A 15,660-nucleotide genomic window follows, 5' to 3' on the forward strand; every position below is an offset into this window, starting at 1 on the left:
CCGGCACGTGGGAAGGGCGGGGTGCGCGTCGCTTCCCTTTTGGCCCGCGGCGGCGGGCCGCAACCCCGGCTGCGCCGGGGTCCTCCACTTCGCTGCGGCCCTTCGGGTGCCGCCCGCCTTATGCCGCCGGCCTTGCCGGTCCGCTCCTGCCGCCCACCCCGCCATTCCGGCGCCGGGTGCGGTGGTTTGAAGGGAGAAGGACCATGCAGCAGCGCAAAGAACGTCAGAGCCTCTATTCCCAGATTACGGCACGGATCATCGCCGAGCTGGAGGCGGGCGGGGTCCCTTGGGTGCAGCCCTGGGACAGCGTCCGATGCGGATGCTCGATGCCGCGCAATGCGGTGACGGGGCGGGGCTATTCGGGGATCAACGTGTTGATCTTGTGGGCAGCCGGGATCGAGGGCGGCTATTCCTCCCATCGCTGGCTCACCTACCGGCAGGCGCAGACTGCTGGCGGCAGCGTCCGCAAGGGCGAGAAGGGAACGAGCGTCTGCTATGCCGACCGGTTCACGCCCAAGGACGAGGAGGAGCGGGCCAACTCTGAGGAACGGGAGGCGCGGCAGATCGCTTTCCTCAAGCGCTTCACCGTGTTCAACGTCGACCAGTGCGAGGGTCTGCCGGAGAAGCTGACGAAGGTTCCGGCGCCCCGCGGCGAGCGCGAGGCCATTCCCGATGCCGACGCGCTGATTGCGGCCACGGGCGCCGATTTGCGGATCGGTGGCGACTCCGCTTTCTATGCGCGGCTCGGCGATTTCATCCAGGTGCCGCCGCCCGAAGCCTATTTCGAGCCGATCAACTGGTATCGCACCGCCCTTCACGAGCTCGGCCATTGGACTGGCCATCCCAGCCGGCTGGCACGCGACATGTCGGGGAGCTTCGGGACCTCGCCTTATGCCCGCGAGGAGCTGGTCGCGGAATTGGCGTGCGCGTTCGTCTGTGCCTCGCTCTCCATCCACCCGACCGTGCGCCACACCGACTATATCGGCGCTTGGCTCAAGGTGCTGAAGGAGGATGAGCGGGCGATCTTCCGCGCCGCGAGCCTGGCGAGCAAGGCGGCCGACTATCTGCTCGGCTTTATCGACGAGGAGGCGCGGTCATGAGCCGGGAGACGATAGACCTGCGCCGGCTCGAGCGCGCCTTGGCCATGCTGGACGAGCGCACCCGCAATGTGTTCATGATGAGCGCGGCCGAGGGATTGTCCTATGCCGAGATAGCCGAGCGGCTGGGTATCTCACCCGAATCCGTCGAGCGGCACCTCGCCGACGCTCTCCATGCGCTAATCAGGCGCATGGAGCGATGGGAGCGGCCCTGGTGGCGATTCTGGCGCTGAGCATTTCGGCCTCGCAGGGCATGGGTCCGGCGAGGCTGTGCTTGGACGCTTGTCATGGCTAGGAATGAACGGACATGCGCACCGATCTTGATCATCTCCCGCCGGCCAAGCAGCGCGAGCTCGAGCGCGTGGTGCAGATCCTGTTCGAGGAGTTCGGAGAGGCGACTTCGCTCGCCACGCAGGAGTGGAAGAAGAAGGGGCGCATCCTCAAGATCATTCTTTACGGGTCCTATGCGCGGGGCACCTGGGTCGACGAGCCGCACACCGCCAAGGGCTATCAGTCGGATTATGACCTGTTGATCATCGTCAACGACAAGCGCCTCACCGACCGGGTGGAATATTGGGCGAAGGCCGAGGAGCGGCTGATCCGGGAGCTCAGCATCACCAAGACGCTGCGCACGCCGGTCAACTTCATCGTCCACACCCTCCAGGAGGTGAATGACGGCCTCGCCCATGGCCGCTACTTCTTCATGGACGTCGCCAAGGAGGGGATCGCCCTCTACCAGAGCGACGACAGCGAGTTGCATGAGCCCAAGCCAAAGTCGCCCGCCCAGGCGCTGGCGATGGCGAAGGAGTATTTCGAGGAGTGGATGCCGAGCGGGCTGCGCAAGTTTGAACTTGCGCAGGAAGCTGTGAACCGTGGCTATCTAAAGGATGCCGCTTTCCTGATGCACCAAGCGACGGAAAGCCTCTACCACTGCGTCCTTTTGGTCTGCACCTTCTATACGCCGCATGTGCATAACCTGGCTTTCCTGCGCACCCAGGCCGAACGGATCGACCGGCGGCTTGTCTACGTCTGGCCGTCGGATACGCGACGCGATCGCGCGATGTTCGAGAAGTTGAAGGACGCTTACGTGAAGGCGCGCTACTCGAAGCACTACCGTATCACCGCAGAAGAGCTGACCTGGCTCGGGGAGCAGGTCGAGGAGCTGGGACGCGTTGTGCACGCGATCTGTTCGGAGCGCATTGCCCAGCTCGAGGCGAAGGTCGCTGCCTGAACGACGTTCGCGCCGCGCGACCCAAGTCGCGCGGCGCTCACATGATCAGGACTTGGCGGCCCGCCGGCGCGGCGCGCGGGCGGGCTTTGCTGGCGCCGCCACGGCAGCTTCCGCCTTGGCATTACGGCCCATCTGTCCCAGGCCGATCTTCTTGGCCATATTGCGCCGCACTTCGGAATAACTTGCAGCAACCATCGGATAATCGGACTTGAGATTGTAGCGCTCGCGATACTGCTCGGGCGTCAGGCCATGGGTGGAAAGATGACGGCGCAGCGTCTTGTACGGCTTGCCATCGATCATCGAGATGATGTGATCCTTCGAGGCAAGCGATTTGCGCACCGACACTGCCGGCGTGAACTGCTGCGCGGGCTCGGACGCGCTGCTCGCCGCACCGTCTCCAGAAGATCCGTTCGCCAGCGCCGTCACCGTTGCGTGCATGGTTTTCAGAAACTGCGGCACTTCGTCGGCCTGCACCCGGTTGTTCTGATTTCCCAGCCAGGCGATGGTCAGCTCGGTGGCGAGTTCGACCGCGTTCAATTCTTGTTGTGGCTGTTGTTGCTCGGCCATCGAAACTCCAATCTTTGTGGGGAAGGGGCTTTACGCTGGGGACTCAGCCGGAGTGGCATAGCGCAAAACTTGGAGCTGTCTAACCTGTGGTATTCCGCACGCGCGATTGCTCAACCTTTGCTTGATCGAATGCGCGCTTTCCACGCCGGCGCCACATCATTAGCGCATGCTCACCCTTTTCGCTTCTGAGCGTCGCCGCAATCGCAACCAGCGCACCGTAGATCGCTGCGCGATCATCTTGCGTGAGCTCGACCAGGCCGGCTTTGACGACGAGTCCGCCGAGCTCGATGAGCCGTCGCGTTCGCTCGCGACGCTTCACGACCCATTCTCTTTTGTCATCACGTGCTCGCTTGTTCTGAAGCCGTGCCCGCGCCGCTGCGGTTCGTCGAAGTGCCTGCCGATTGGCGGCGATCGCCTTGCCCAGCGCTGCGGCGCGACTTCTGAAAGAAGGCAGCGCCACGAGTGCGCCATTCCTCCTTTGTCACCAAGTCGGACGTGTCGGTCGCGGTGAGCAGTGCGCCAGCGAGCAATTCGACCGGCAGCGCGTCAGCGCCGGTCGCGATCACCAGCTCGCCAAGCTGCTGGACCTTGCGTGCCGTAAGCTGCACCGCTTTGTCCTGGAGCGCCTTCAGCTCCGAATTATAGTCACGAGGTTTACGCATGGAATGGCCCTCAGTTGTGCGATGAGGGCATTCCAGTTATCGCCTGTGTCGATTAGCGTAAATATCGTGGAACCTGCTGGGACGAGCGCGTCCCGAGAAAGATGAATATTTTCGAGGGCGCGCTTATACGTCGTGCCGACGTCGCTTCTGAAGTGTAAGTGGTATGTCGCTCATGGCGATCTACCACTTTTCCGCGAAAGTCATCTCCCGCGCCAATGGATCCAGCGCGCTGGCCGCTGCCGCGTACCGTTCGGCGTCGCGCCTGCACGACCAGCGCCTGGACCGGCACCACGACTTCTCGAACAAGGCCGGCGTCATCTATTCCGAGGTGATGCTGCCGGAGGGGGCTTCCGAGCATCTTCGGGACCGCGAGCGGCTCTGGAACGCCGTCGAGGCGGCGGAGAAGCGAATCGACGCACAGCTCGCGCGCGAGATCGAGTTCGCGATTCCGCGCGAGCTAGTCCCAGAAATGGGGGTAGCGCTTGCCCGTGACTTCGTGACACGCGAGTTCGTCGGACTCGGCATGGTCGCCGACCTCAATGTGCATTGGGATGTCGGAGCCGACGGCCAACCCAGGCCGCACGCCCACGTGATGCTGTCGATGCGTGAGGTGGGGGAGGACGGGTTCGGCGCGAAGGTTCGCGACTGGAACCGGACGGCGCTTCTTCAGCACTGGCGCGAAGCCTGGGCCGCGCACGTCAACCAGCGCCTCGCCGAGCTCGATATCGACGCGCGGATCGATCACCGGTCATTGGAAGCGCAAGGGATAGACCTCGAGCCGCAGAACAAGATCGGACCCGCCGCTTCCCGCGTGGTGGGGCAGGGGCTGGAGAGCGAGCGGCTCGACGAGCATCTGGAGATCGCCCGCCGGAACGGCGAGCGCATCCTCGCCAATCCCGCCGTGGCGCTGGATGCGATCACGCATGGACAGGCGACTTTCACCACCCGCGACCTCGCCATGTTCGTGCATCGCCACAGCGACGGGAAGGAGCAGTTCGATAAGGTGATGGCCGCCGTTCGCGGCTCGCCCGAGCTGGTCAGACTCGGTCGGGACGGGCGCGGGAATGACCGCTTCACCAGCCGCACCATGATCGAGGCCGAGAAGCGGCTCGAGCAGGCGACGGTTCGGCTCGAAGCCGGGCAACGCCATGGCGTCGCTGAGCGCGATCGGCAACGCGCACTCGCGCGCGCCGAGGCTCGGGGCATGACGCTCTCGTCCGATCAGCGCGGCGCATTTGAGCATGTCACGAACGGGCGAGGGCTCAGCAACGTCATCGGCTATGCCGGAAGCGGCAAGAGCGCGATGCTTGGTGTTGCCCGGGAGGCGTGGGAGCAGGCCGGCTATCACGTCCAGGGCGCGGCCCTGTCCGGCATCGCGGCCGAGAATCTCGAGCACGGCTCAGGGATCGCGTCGCGCACGCTGGCGAGTCTCGAACATCAATGGGCGCAAGGAAGCGAACTTCTGACCAATCGCCACGTACTCGTGATCGACGAGGCCGGGATGATCGGCACGCGCCAGATGGAGCGGGTGATCGCCGAAGCCCGCAAGCGCCAGTCTAAGGTCGTGCTCGTCGGCGATGTCGAGCAGCTGCAGGCGATCGAAGCGGGCGCCGCGTTCCGATCGATTGCGGAGCGCCACGGAGCGGTCGAGATCACTGCGATCCGCCGGCAGGAAGAAGAATGGCAGCGCGATGCGACGCGCCAGCTGGCGACCGGCCGGACGGCCAAAGCGCTAACCGCCTATCATGAGGCTGGGCATGTCCACGCCGCCGCCACACGGGATGAGGCACGCGAGCGGCTGATCGAAAAGTGGGAGCGCGACCGAGAGATGGCCCCGGGCGACAGCCGCATTATCCTCGCCCACACCAACGAGGATGTGCGGGCGCTCAACGAGGCGGCGCGCGTCACCATGCGGGGCGCCGGCGAGTTGGGCGAAGAGGTGGGGCTGAAGGTCAGCCGCGGCGAGCGCGCGTTCGCCTCCGGCGATCGGATCATGTTCCTGCGCAATGAGCGAAGTCTGGGCGTGAAGAATGGCTCGCTCGGTTCCGTGCGCAGGGTCGATGCGATGCAGATGCAGGTTCTGCTCGACGACGGCCGCTCCGTCATGTTCGATCACAAGGACTATGCCGACCTGGATCACGGCTACGCTGCGACGATCCACAAGGCGCAGGGCATGACGGTGGACAGGGTCCACGTGCTGGCGACGCCAGGGCTCGACCGGCATGCGGCCTATGTCGCTTTGTCCCGCCACCGTCGGCGAGTGGACCTGCATTACGGGGAGGACGACTTCGCCGACCGCTCCCGCCTCGTCTGCACGCTCAGGCGCGAGCGCGGCAAGGATATGGCTTCGGACTATGCGCCCGAACCGGATAGGGCGCCTGAGCCTGCATCGAAGCAGCGCAGTGCGTTCGCGGGTCTCAAGCTGCGGGCGTCGCCCAGCATTGAACGGGCGCTACCCGATCCGCTTGGGCGGGCGGTCGAGCGCTACGGGCGTGCCGTCCAGGACGTCGTCCACATGCGTCGGCAGGGCTACCAACCTTTGCCGCATCAGCAGCTCGCGCTCGCCAGGGCGCGCGATGAACTCGAGGCCCTCCAGCCGCAGGGCGCGCATGACCTGCGGACGGCGATGAACAAGGATCTGTCTCTGATCGACGAGGCTGCCCGTGGGCAGCCGGCGAGAGCCATTCGGGCAATGGCGATGGAGCGCAAGCTCAGGATCGACACAGCAGACAGAGCCGAGAGGTTTGTGACCCAATGGAAGGCGCGAGCGCGCCGCATGGATCGGCTGGGGCGCTCCGGCGACTATGATCGTGCGTATAGCGTGAAGGAGGAGTTGGCGGAGATGAGCCGGAGCCTCCAGCGGGATCCGCAGCTCGAGTCGCTGGTCCGAAACCGGCGCAAAGAACTCGGGATCGGAGCCTCCGGGGGCGGTTCACTGTCCCATGACCTCCAGGAATGGCTCAGCCGCTCGCGTTCGCTCGGGATAGGGATGTAGGCTCCCGATGATGGCCAAAGACGACTTCTCCGACACCGACCCCGCCGAAGCGTTCGAGCGTCTGCGAGGCGAGATCAGCTTGCTGCACAGGGCGGTGGAGGGGCTCACCGCGGCTCGGGAGAAGACGCCGGACTACAGCCTCACACTGGGGAGCATGGCGCAAGCTCTTGCCGCTATCGACGCTCGGCTTAGTCAGATCGAGGCGAGCAGAGCACTGTCGCTGTCTCCGGTGGAGTTCGCGAAGGAGATCAGTGCCGCCGCTCAGGCTGCGCAGGTGGAGGACCGGCGGATTTTCGGAGAGGCGCGTGATGCCCTGGCCAACTCCCTCGGCCGGATCGACGGGATGATTGAGCGGGGGCAGGCAGTGGAGGGGCGGGTTCGCCGGGAGCGGTGGATCGCGGTCGGCGGAGTGCTCGCAGGGATATTGCTATGGTCGATCCTGCCGGGCGCCGTTGTCCGATCGCTGCCGGAGAGTTGGCATGCGCCCGAGTGGATGGCGGCGAGGATGATGGGCGTGGAACTCGCAGCCGCGACACAAAGGATGATTGAGGCGGCAGAAAAAGCAGACGGGCGGTACGGCGTCCATGACGGGCGGAAGGGAGATCGCTGAGACCTGGAAGCCGTCATTCACTAGCGCGGGACGGGCCAATCAGGTCTATACCGTCGATTTTCGCAGGGCCCATGGTTCCTATGACTGGAATCTTCACGCCGCCTTTTGTATCTCTCGAGCCTTCTGGAACTCGGCCAAGATCTCCGGGTGACACTGAGCTAGGTAGCCGACGACCCGGGCATTCGCCAGGAGTCTCGCCACGTAGCCGGGGGCAAGGACCAGATCGAGATGGTCCGCTCCGTAATCCTTTTCGATGAGTTTGAAATGCCGTTGGAGCTTAGCGGACTCCTCCTCCATCAACGCGATCTGCTCTGCACTCAGCCCTTTTTGCGCCTTAGACTTCTTTGGCCTCGTCAGGAGATCTTCAGGTGTCGGCGCCACCAGCGACCTTGCATAGCCAATGGTATACCGGTTCATCGCCACCATTAGCTGAGCCGCTTCAACCTGACGCTCCGGGCGAAGCCGACGCAGCTCGCGGAAAGTGTTGATCGCGACATGCTTGTCTCGGAGCAGCTCCGCCACCTCCGGGCATATGCCCTCGAGCAGGCGTCGAGGGTTTCGGATGGGGACGTGGCGCTCCGCCAATGCAAGGACGGCGCGCGGCCGCGGCTCACTACGTCACATGACTCCGATAGCCGGCCCCACGGGAATCTCAACGCATCCGATGGGCTCCAACCAACGCGAATCTTGGCGCATCCGATGGGCTCCAACCAACGCGAATCTTGACGCAGCAATCATATTGATTCATGAAGCAATCGAAGCGATTGAGCCAAGGAAGGGATATTCGCTTCCGTCCGAACCGTTGAACCGCCGTCTATACCGCACGTTCATATAATCTCCGCTATGCAAAGCGGAGAACGGCGGCGCTTCGCTGCTGAGGATTTTAGGTCAGTAACCAAATGGGGTGTTGCGATGAGCCAACATGAAATCCCCTCTGATGGCGCGGTCTGCGCAGTGTTGAGCAGAATGGATCGACCGACAGCTCGCGCTCTCGTAGAGGGTCTGATGGAGGCCGGCTACAACAGCCGTGACTCGCAGCGCGCTATCCAGCGGTGCCTGGATCGGGGAAAAATTCAGCTTGGTTCAGGCCTTCGTCTCCAGCTGGCTGAGAGGCGCACGACCGCAGCCGCCTGACGGCTGAGGAAGGACATATTCAGGGGGCTGTTTGGCTTGGAATCTAGCAGCGCGGGCGGAGCGCGAACATAACGTCGGCGCCGCTGACCAGCGTAGAGAGTTCGAGCGAGACCGCGACAGGATTCTTTATTCATCGGCCTTTCACCGGCTCTCTGGGGTAACCCAGATCGTCCGAGCAGGTGAAGCGGACTATTTTCATACCCGTCAGCAGCACACCTTAAAAGTCGCCCAGCTTGGCCGCCGTCTGGCGCAGCATTGCGCCACCGCGCAGGAGGCTCTCGCAAACACATGGGGCATCGACGCCGAAGTTGTGGAAGCGGCCTGTTTGGCCCACGATCTCGGGCATCCGCCGTTCGGCCATATCGGCGAGTATACCTTGGACGAGCTCGTGCGGAATCACGGGGTAGACGAGGGCTTTGAGGGCAATGCTCAGTCGTTCCGAATCATCACGAAAATTGGCGTGCGATACGATGAGTATCCTGGGCTCGATCTCACGCGGGCCACAATGGCCGCCGTGCTCAAATACCCATGGTTGAGGAACCCCACCGAGCCGGGCAAGTCAAAAAAATGGGCTGCCTACGGGAGCGAGCAGCTCAGTTTCGAGTTCGCGCGCAAGTACCACTCACACGAGAAGCAGACAGCAGAAGCTGCGCTGATGGATTGGGCAGACGATATCGCATACTCAGTTCACGATCTTGAGGACTTTCATCGCGCCGGTGTTATCCCGTGGCGAGAAATATTCTCAGAGGATGGCGGTGAGGATCTCATTAGAAGAACTGAAAACAAGTGGTATGATAAGCCTGCGGACGCCTATGAAAGGCTGAGAGTCGCATGGACAAATCTACGAGAATATTTTGCTGCGTGGGATATTCTTACAACTGAACTATATGATGGGTCAAGATATCATCGAATTGCCCTTCGGTCTCTGACGTCAACTCTTATCAGCCGGTACGTTCAGGCGACTAGGCTGAGCGGAAATTTCGATGATTCTCCCATAATAAGAGGCGCCGAGGAAGAGGCTGAAGTCCTGATACTGAAGCAGATCACTCGTAAGTACATCATCTCAAGCCCAACCTTGCTCGCGCAACAGCATGGTCAGAGGCGAATAATCGCGAAGTTGTTCAAAGCTATCGCTGATGGCGTCGAGAAGAACCTAGGTGTTCCACCATTTCTACCAACTCGTCTGCACTACCTTTGGGACTATGCAGAAGGCGAGCGCGCCCGCTTCGCGGCTGATTGCATCTCCAGTCTGTCGGAAGTCCAAGCCACGGCGCTCTTCGCTCGCCTCTACGGGACGGCGGCAGGTTCGGTACTGGATCCAATTGTTCGGTGAACCTCTGGCATCGTATCTCCTACTGCCGTCTAGAACCGATCTTTCCGATGCCGTGCTGGCGGGAGAGGAGTGTCCATTTGGTATGGGCGATTCGCGGCCTGCTGTCCCTGTGCATAGACTCCGGGTGGAAGAATCTACCCCATCCTCAATTTATGCGTGATGGTATCGATGATGGACAGGCCAGAGGTGATCTAAGCGGCTCAGGAAGCTCTACTACGTCTTCTATCACCCCGATTTCCCGACCGGTCTGGACTTCTTCTATCTCACGTTCACGCGCGCCGAACTGTCTGAGAGCATCGCCAAATACGAGGCCGCCGAGAAGGAGGTGGTCGGCACGGTCCGCAGCATCGTGAACGCCCTCACCCTCTACAGCCCGGAGGAGATCGCGAAGGTGAACCGGGCGAAGGAGGAGCTGCTTGCCGGTGCGGAGGAGGCGCACCAGGCAGGGAAGGCGCGTGTTCGGGAGGTCCTCAAAAAGCAATCTGCGAGCGTATGACAAACCCGCTCGAGAGCATGAGCCAGCCGTGCCCGCTCGATCTCTGCGACGGCAGCGGTGTGGTGCCGATGGATGACGGCCGGGGCGACATGCGCGACCAGCAATGCCCCTGCCGCCTTGATGAAGGAGATAACGACTGCTGACATATGACGCCAAAAGACGAACTGCCGATGATGATCGCCGCCACGGCGGCGATCCTGTTCACCATGGGCGCGGCTTACTACACATTCGAACCGCTAACGGAGCCGCCGCAGCCAGCGGCCCCGCAAGTCCCCGTTGCGGAGGTACCAGCCGCTCCTATCCGTGCAACCAATCAACCTTCGTAGCAAGCTCCCACATCCGCAGAACAGGTCGAGGAACCAGAACGGCCGGGTGCTGTCGCCGGCAACGCGATCAACAAGGTCCGCTTCGATGCCGGCCTCCCGATCCTGAGGCGCGATGCCAGGCTCGATGCCGCGGCCGAAGCCAAGCTCACCGACATAATCGAGAAGGGCTACTTCGCCCACATCAGCCAGGACAAAGGTCCCGTCACCTGGATCCGGAATGAAGGCTATCCGGTCCTCCCCAAGGTCGGCGAGAACTTCGCCCGGCACTTCGACACGGTTCAGGAGATGGTAGCGGCATGGGAGGCGTCACCGACGCACCGCGCGAACATCGTCGAGGAGAAGTTCGTGAGCACGGGCATCGCCGTCTCAGGGCCCTTCGTCGTGCAAATGTTCGGTGCCTGGTAGCACCCTGAGCACTAAAGGCAGTTGATTGACTCGACGCTCGTATTCAATCAAGCTCGTTGTACTCAAAAATACATTTCCCTCCAAAGTCAAATATTAGAACTTGTTGATCTCCATCCGATCGGTCACGGACAGACAACGTCACTGTTTCCTCGGTGACAAGGTTGCCCAGCACTTCATATTGACTGTCAGAATTAGATGCATCTAACTCATTAAGAGTGTCCGCCAAGTTCCGATTGCCGTCTGAGCTCACATAAACCGCATCTGAATCTATCAAGGGTCCGATTGCTTCCAATTCGCGCCTATTAAGTGCGCTAACGAAGGCAGTCGCAGAATCTACTCGATGCTGAGGGGAGTAATCTCCGAAATCATCATCGCATGATCCGACCACCGCTAGTAGCATGCCAAGGAAGCCCACCGACATCTCCTTCCCATGAATCCTGAAGCAGAGTTTAGGAATATAGAGAAGATTGCAAGCCCGATTCGTAGCGCCAGAACTCACTCTGCGCGAAGAGGATGGGTCGTAGTCTGCTAGGGACAGGAGTGATCCCCCCAAAAACGGTCCCAGCGCGCCACCGTGCCGCTCGCCAGCATGGCGCAGGATAAGTCTAGATCGTCGAAATCCCGCCGGCAGAAGGCTGCGACGCGATTGTATGTCCTGCCGTTCTCTTCACATACGAGCGTCTGCCTCGAAGCCAACTCCTGGAGTTCGGCCGTCGCCGTCTGTGCGGTGGCAGGCGGACACGGAGCGCCTCGATTGCACAAGCCGTTCCGCTCCCTCGCGTTCACGCCAGAGAGCCGCACCCGGATCTGTCGCCCGTCGGCTCCTTGTTCCCGGCAGCGAAAGGTATCGCCGTCGGTCACAGAGGCAACTGTGCAGCGAAAGGTGCCGTGGGGTAGGCCTTGTCGATGAGGTCACGGTCGCCGATCGCGTAGTCGTTCCCCTCGCTTTCGACTTGGATGAGCCGCTTCACGAGACGGGCGTGGGGGCCATAGTTGATCCCCTCCTCGCTCTCTGGGACTGTAGACGGTACTGGTACAGTACTGCGTACTGGTACTGGTTCCGCCTCCCGTTCCACGGCAGTTTCATGGGGCTGAGGCCGCGGTTCAGGCGGTTACGAGCTTGCCTCCCGAGCCTGCGTGCCCCAAGTCTTAGCTGTGCACCGTCAAACCCGTGGACCTAGCGCTTGACCTTCACCACCGACGAAGGCGAGGCCGAGGGCGATCTCACCTACAACCGCCAGGATTTCTGGGCGACGACCTCGAACAAGCAGCTGAACTTCGTCCAGCACATCCGGACGATGCTGAAGACCACCGGCCGAGCCGCGGTCGTCGTGCCCGACAATGTGCTGTTCGAGGGCGGCGCAGGCGAGGCAATCCGGCGCAAGCTCCTGGCGATGACCGAGCTTCACACCATCCTGCGCCTGCCGACCGGGATTTTCTACGCCCAGGGCGTGAAGGCGAACGTGATCTTCTTCGACAATCGCGTGGCCTCGCCCGATCCGCAGACGCGCGACGTCTGGTATTACGATTATCGCACCAACGTGCACCATACGCTGAAGAAGAAGCCGCTGCGCTACGACGACCTCGCCGAGTTCGTCGCCTGCTACAATCCGGCGAACCGGCACGCCCGCAAGGAGACCTGGAGCGAGGAGAATCCGGAGGGGCGATGGCGGCGCTACGGCCGCCAGGAATTGCTCGACCGGGACAAGGCGAGCCTCGATCTTTTCTGGCTGAAGGACAAGAGCCTCACCGACCTCGACAATCTGCCGGAGCCCGACGTACTCGCGGAAGAGATCATCGAGAACCTCGAGGCGGGCCTAGAAAGCCTGCGCTCTGTTTTGGGAGCACTGCGGTCGGGTGCGTGAGAGCTTCCCCCGAAGCATCACTCAAGCCAGCTGAGCCCGGACGCGATCCCGGCCGGGAACCTCAACCTGCGGCAGCTTCTGGTGTCGCCAGCCGTTCTGCTGCACGGCCGAAAATGGCGCAATGCGGACGTGAGCGACTCGGCCACGCCAGGGCAGCGAGTCTCAAAAAATCTCACGCGAGGTGTGGGGGAAAATGTGGGGAAGACATAGGCGGACGCGGCATAATCAATAGTAGTAACAAGAGCCTATACCTAAATTTCGAATCCCTCCCGCGCAACCGAAGAGCCTTCGCTAGGCGGCGGCTATGCGCCCTTGGCTGTCGTTCGATCGGTTCAGTTACGGGCCTGATAGCGCTCGTTTATTCACCGAGTTAGCATCAGCCGCATTTCTGGCGCTCAGCCTCGGACGAAGGGTCGACCTATATACTGCTGTGGTCGCAGCCCGTTGAGAAACGTTTCGGACATTGCGCCATGCTGATCGCAACCGGTTCCGAAATCCCGAACCGACGGATCAACGCCGAATGTAGTCCTTCCTGATAATCCCTCCGAAACCTGTGCTTGTCTAGGAGGTCCCCAATTCATCCGGTGAGGAATGCATGGCCTGGTTTGTCGAGAAGCGGGGCGGATCAAGGGGCGACGCGGGCGCCCTGGTGATCCGGGCACAGGCACCGGGTTCCGAAAAGGTGGTCCTTCCGTTCGCGAAGGAAAATATCGAGTGCTTCGGCACGGTCGGCGAGGATGAGGTCTTCGCGCTGGGTGCTTATGGCTCGCTGGTGATCGTCAGCTGTTTGAGCGGCGCGATTCGCGCCCGTGGTAAGAGCGACATCCGCTTCGCCGGCCTGTTTGTGTTCGACCGGGGACGAAAGCTGGCGATCCACAAGAAATATCGTCTGGAGATATGGTCGGTCGCGCCGCTCGCGCGGCTCCACAGCTTCAGATATCTGATACCCCATGAGGGAGAGGATTGGCACCTCTCCGAGCTTCGCGAGGAGGAGCCGGAAAACGCACGCCGGCCGCGCCCCTTCGTGCCCTTCGAAAAGGGCGAGCCGGTCGAAACCGGCCATCACCTGATCTTCAGCTACCGGGACGAGATCAAGGCGTTCGACGACTCGGCCCAGGAATTTCGGACCCTGGGGCATGAACAGGGATTCTATCGTATCGATACGTGCGACTGGAGCGCCCGGATCATTCCCTGTTCCGCCAATTCGTTCGACTATCTCGATGTCGTGCGCTGGATCAGCCCGTCCGGGCGTCATGCGATCCGCACATGCTATGATAGCCTTCCCCTCGCCGTTGGCATGCAAGTGCTTCGGCCCGGTAAGGCCCGTGTGCCGGCCGACCATGCCGACTTGAGGCCCGACGGGGTCGAGCGGTACGGGATCGTGCTCGAGCTGTGGCGGATCGCGCCCGACCTCGTGGTGGCACTGTGCCCGACAGCCCGCATGCTGGAGCCTCGCGAGATATGTTGCGGGCCGACCGCCGCAAGGCGGCCTTCGACGGCCGACCTTCGCGCATGGAAGACCTTTGTCGATGCCGCCGGTGGCGCGAACCTGCCCCAGGCCGACATGGTTCCCGTCCGCACATTTCACGGTCATGTCTGGGATGTCGTTTGGGAGCCTGGGGAAGAAGCGTTCTGGGTCGTGTTTCGCGACCAGACGCTTCGGCGGGTCGATCTCGAAGGGAATGTCTCCGCATTGATCGCTTTCGCGCGCTGGACTGAGATTCGGGATGGTGGGTTCGGCATCAGGCAAAGACTGTATTTCCCGAAGCTGATTTTCCTTCCCGACGGCAAGCTGCGGTTCGGCGAGGATTTGCGAGGTTACGTTCGTTTCGATCCGTCGCGTATGGCGACTGCTCGCGACGCGGTTCTCATTCCGGAAGACGAGGACGCGTTCGATCCTCCCGCTTCGGACAAGCTGGTCGACAAGGCCCTTCGCGAGCGCACCTTCGTCAAGGTTCCGCTGGCTTCGAACGACCCGGCGGATCGCGTCGCCGCGCTTGAGTTGCTCGCGGACATCTTCGCGGCGGGAGTCGAGCCTCTGATATGGGGCGACAAGCTGCGGATCCTGTTCGTCGGTCCGAAGAAGCGGCAGAGCGAGGCCGACTTCTTCGCCGCGCTGGCTGACGACGACGTCAAGGAGGCGGTGCCGGCGTTGCGCCGGGCGATCCTCATTTATCTCGACAACATCAAGGGCGGCGAGAGCGATCAGCCTTGGCTGGACCCCGACCAGGGCATCCCGGCGCTCGCACCGGCTCTGGAGGCGCTGATCCGGCTCGACGGCGGCGCATATGACGTGTGGCGCGCCTTTATGCTGAAACGGGACGGCGAGCATGAATGCCATCTGGGGCGCAAGCTCCATGCCGACCATGTGCGTCGCGCGGGGCGGGGGACCGACAGCGATGTCGCTTTCGGCGCATTCGTCGTGATGAACCTGTTATGGGGCGGTTACGGCGCGAAATGGAACATGTTCGGGCTGATCGATGACGCGCCGCGGATCGTTGACGCCGAAAGCTTCGCAAGGCTGGTGATGGGAGAGGCCGATATCCTGCAATCCCGCCTCGACCTTCCGGATGCGGACGTGGGAAACTGGATCAGGGGCCTCGGCCATGAATTGAAAAGCGATGATGCCTGGCGCATGCAGGCGCGCGCGGCGATCGAGCGAGACCCAAGGTTCTCAATACAATCCTGATGCTCGGCAATCGCCGCCTTTTCCTCATCGAATGGCGGGAAAAGGGGGCGGCGCCCCCAACCCGAGGGGCGCCGCCCTTCCCGGTTAAAAGTGTGAGGCAGTGGTGCCATCTAGAAAGGTAGATCACTCAATGAATGGCCGCACTGTCTCGGGAGCCGAATGGCCGCTTCTCCGATGGGTGGCCGGGAGCTGCCTGTCCGCTTATGCCTGCCTTCGACCCATTGTGAATACTTGAGGGGCAGGGCCTGCG

At 62.2% G+C, this 15,660-nt stretch carries 15 protein-coding genes; 10 read left to right on the forward strand and 5 right to left on the reverse strand.

Translation table 11 applies throughout. From position 1 onward, the window contains the following. Positions 1 to 203 precede the first annotated feature (203 nt). The 3 genes from EKM57_RS06995 (at position 204) to EKM57_RS07005 (ending at position 2,328) form a co-directional block, all read left to right on the forward strand. Complete coding sequence (locus EKM57_RS06995) at positions 204 to 1,100, forward strand: ArdC family protein (RefSeq protein ID WP_129791752.1); 897 nt, start codon at positions 204 to 206, stop codon at positions 1,098 to 1,100. Then, a complete protein-coding gene (locus EKM57_RS07000; protein ID WP_129791753.1) occupies positions 1,097 to 1,330 on the forward strand; it encodes a sigma-70 family RNA polymerase sigma factor in 234 nt (77 codons plus the stop codon). Before EKM57_RS06995 ends, EKM57_RS07000 begins: the two co-directional genes overlap by 4 nt. A gap of 74 nt (positions 1,331 to 1,404) precedes the next feature. After that, positions 1,405 to 2,328 carry a HEPN domain-containing protein gene (locus tag EKM57_RS07005; protein ID WP_129791754.1) on the forward strand — a complete coding sequence of 308 codons (924 nt, stop codon included), beginning with the start codon at positions 1,405 to 1,407 and terminating at the stop codon, positions 2,326 to 2,328. Between the two features lie 45 nt (positions 2,329 to 2,373). Here the strand turns inward: EKM57_RS07005 and EKM57_RS07010 are convergent, their stop codons facing one another. The 3 genes from EKM57_RS07010 to EKM57_RS07020 all read right to left on the reverse strand — a co-directional run bounded on the left by EKM57_RS07010 (position 2,374) and on the right by EKM57_RS07020 (position 3,557). After that, positions 2,374 to 2,895, reverse strand: coding sequence for a MucR family transcriptional regulator (locus tag EKM57_RS07010; protein ID WP_129791755.1), 522 nt, complete (start codon positions 2,893 to 2,895; stop codon positions 2,374 to 2,376). Between the two features lie 79 nt (positions 2,896 to 2,974). Continuing rightward, a complete protein-coding gene (locus tag EKM57_RS07015; protein ID WP_243450920.1) occupies positions 2,975 to 3,214 on the reverse strand; it encodes a conjugal transfer protein TraD in 240 nt (79 codons plus the stop codon). A 19-nt stretch (positions 3,215 to 3,233) separates the two neighbouring features. After that, entirely contained in the window at positions 3,234 to 3,557 is a 324-nt protein-coding gene (locus EKM57_RS07020; RefSeq protein ID WP_129791756.1) for a conjugal transfer protein TraD, read from the reverse strand. Positions 3,558 to 3,729: 172 nt separating this feature from the next. On the opposite strand from EKM57_RS07020, the gene traA reads away from it, so the two are divergent. Then, a complete protein-coding gene (gene traA / locus EKM57_RS07025; RefSeq protein WP_129791757.1) occupies positions 3,730 to 6,552 on the forward strand; it encodes a Ti-type conjugative transfer relaxase TraA in 2,823 nt (940 codons plus the stop codon). A gap of 7 nt (positions 6,553 to 6,559) precedes the next feature. Beyond that, positions 6,560 to 7,162, forward strand: a complete 603-nt coding sequence (locus tag EKM57_RS07030) for a hypothetical protein (RefSeq protein ID WP_129791758.1) — start codon at positions 6,560 to 6,562, stop codon at positions 7,160 to 7,162. 93 nt (positions 7,163 to 7,255) lie between these two features. On the opposite strand, the gene EKM57_RS07035 is transcribed toward EKM57_RS07030, so the two are convergent. Continuing rightward, positions 7,256 to 7,747 carry a plasmid partitioning protein RepB C-terminal domain-containing protein gene (locus EKM57_RS07035; protein ID WP_129791759.1) on the reverse strand — a complete coding sequence of 164 codons (492 nt, stop codon included), beginning with the start codon at positions 7,745 to 7,747 and terminating at the stop codon, positions 7,256 to 7,258. 580 nt (positions 7,748 to 8,327) lie between these two features. On the opposite strand from EKM57_RS07035, the gene EKM57_RS07040 reads away from it, so the two are divergent. The 3 genes from EKM57_RS07040 to EKM57_RS22765 all read left to right on the forward strand — a co-directional run bounded on the left by EKM57_RS07040 (position 8,328) and on the right by EKM57_RS22765 (position 10,856). Next, the gene (locus EKM57_RS07040) at positions 8,328 to 9,629 is read left to right on the forward strand and encodes a deoxyguanosinetriphosphate triphosphohydrolase family protein (protein WP_129791760.1); all 1,302 of its coding nucleotides are present in this window, start codon (positions 8,328 to 8,330) and stop codon (positions 9,627 to 9,629) included. A 325-nt stretch (positions 9,630 to 9,954) separates the two neighbouring features. Beyond that, positions 9,955 to 10,125, forward strand: a complete 171-nt coding sequence (locus EKM57_RS21795) for a hypothetical protein (protein ID WP_165357232.1) — start codon at positions 9,955 to 9,957, stop codon at positions 10,123 to 10,125. Positions 10,126 to 10,553: 428 nt separating this feature from the next. After that, positions 10,554 to 10,856: a CAP domain-containing protein gene (locus EKM57_RS22765; RefSeq protein ID WP_371414125.1), complete on the forward strand. Its 303-nt coding sequence runs from the start codon at positions 10,554 to 10,556 to the stop codon at positions 10,854 to 10,856. Positions 10,857 to 10,899: 43 nt separating this feature from the next. Here EKM57_RS22765 and EKM57_RS07050 read toward each other — a convergent pair whose 3' ends face one another. Further along, entirely contained in the window at positions 10,900 to 11,271 is a 372-nt protein-coding gene (locus EKM57_RS07050; protein ID WP_129791761.1) for a hypothetical protein, read from the reverse strand. A gap of 769 nt (positions 11,272 to 12,040) precedes the next feature. Between EKM57_RS07050 and EKM57_RS07055 the strand changes: the two genes are divergently transcribed. Continuing rightward, the gene (locus EKM57_RS07055) at positions 12,041 to 12,721 is read left to right on the forward strand and encodes a class I SAM-dependent DNA methyltransferase (RefSeq protein ID WP_206185329.1); all 681 of its coding nucleotides are present in this window, start codon (positions 12,041 to 12,043) and stop codon (positions 12,719 to 12,721) included. A 595-nt stretch (positions 12,722 to 13,316) separates the two neighbouring features. Then, a complete protein-coding gene (locus EKM57_RS07060) occupies positions 13,317 to 15,410 on the forward strand; it encodes a hypothetical protein (RefSeq protein WP_129791762.1) in 2,094 nt (697 codons plus the stop codon). Positions 15,411 to 15,660: the final 250 nt, after the last annotated feature.

The sequence above is a fragment of the Sphingosinicella sp. CPCC 101087 genome (assembly GCF_004151485.1).
Taxonomy (GTDB): domain Bacteria; phylum Pseudomonadota; class Alphaproteobacteria; order Sphingomonadales; family Sphingomonadaceae; genus Allosphingosinicella.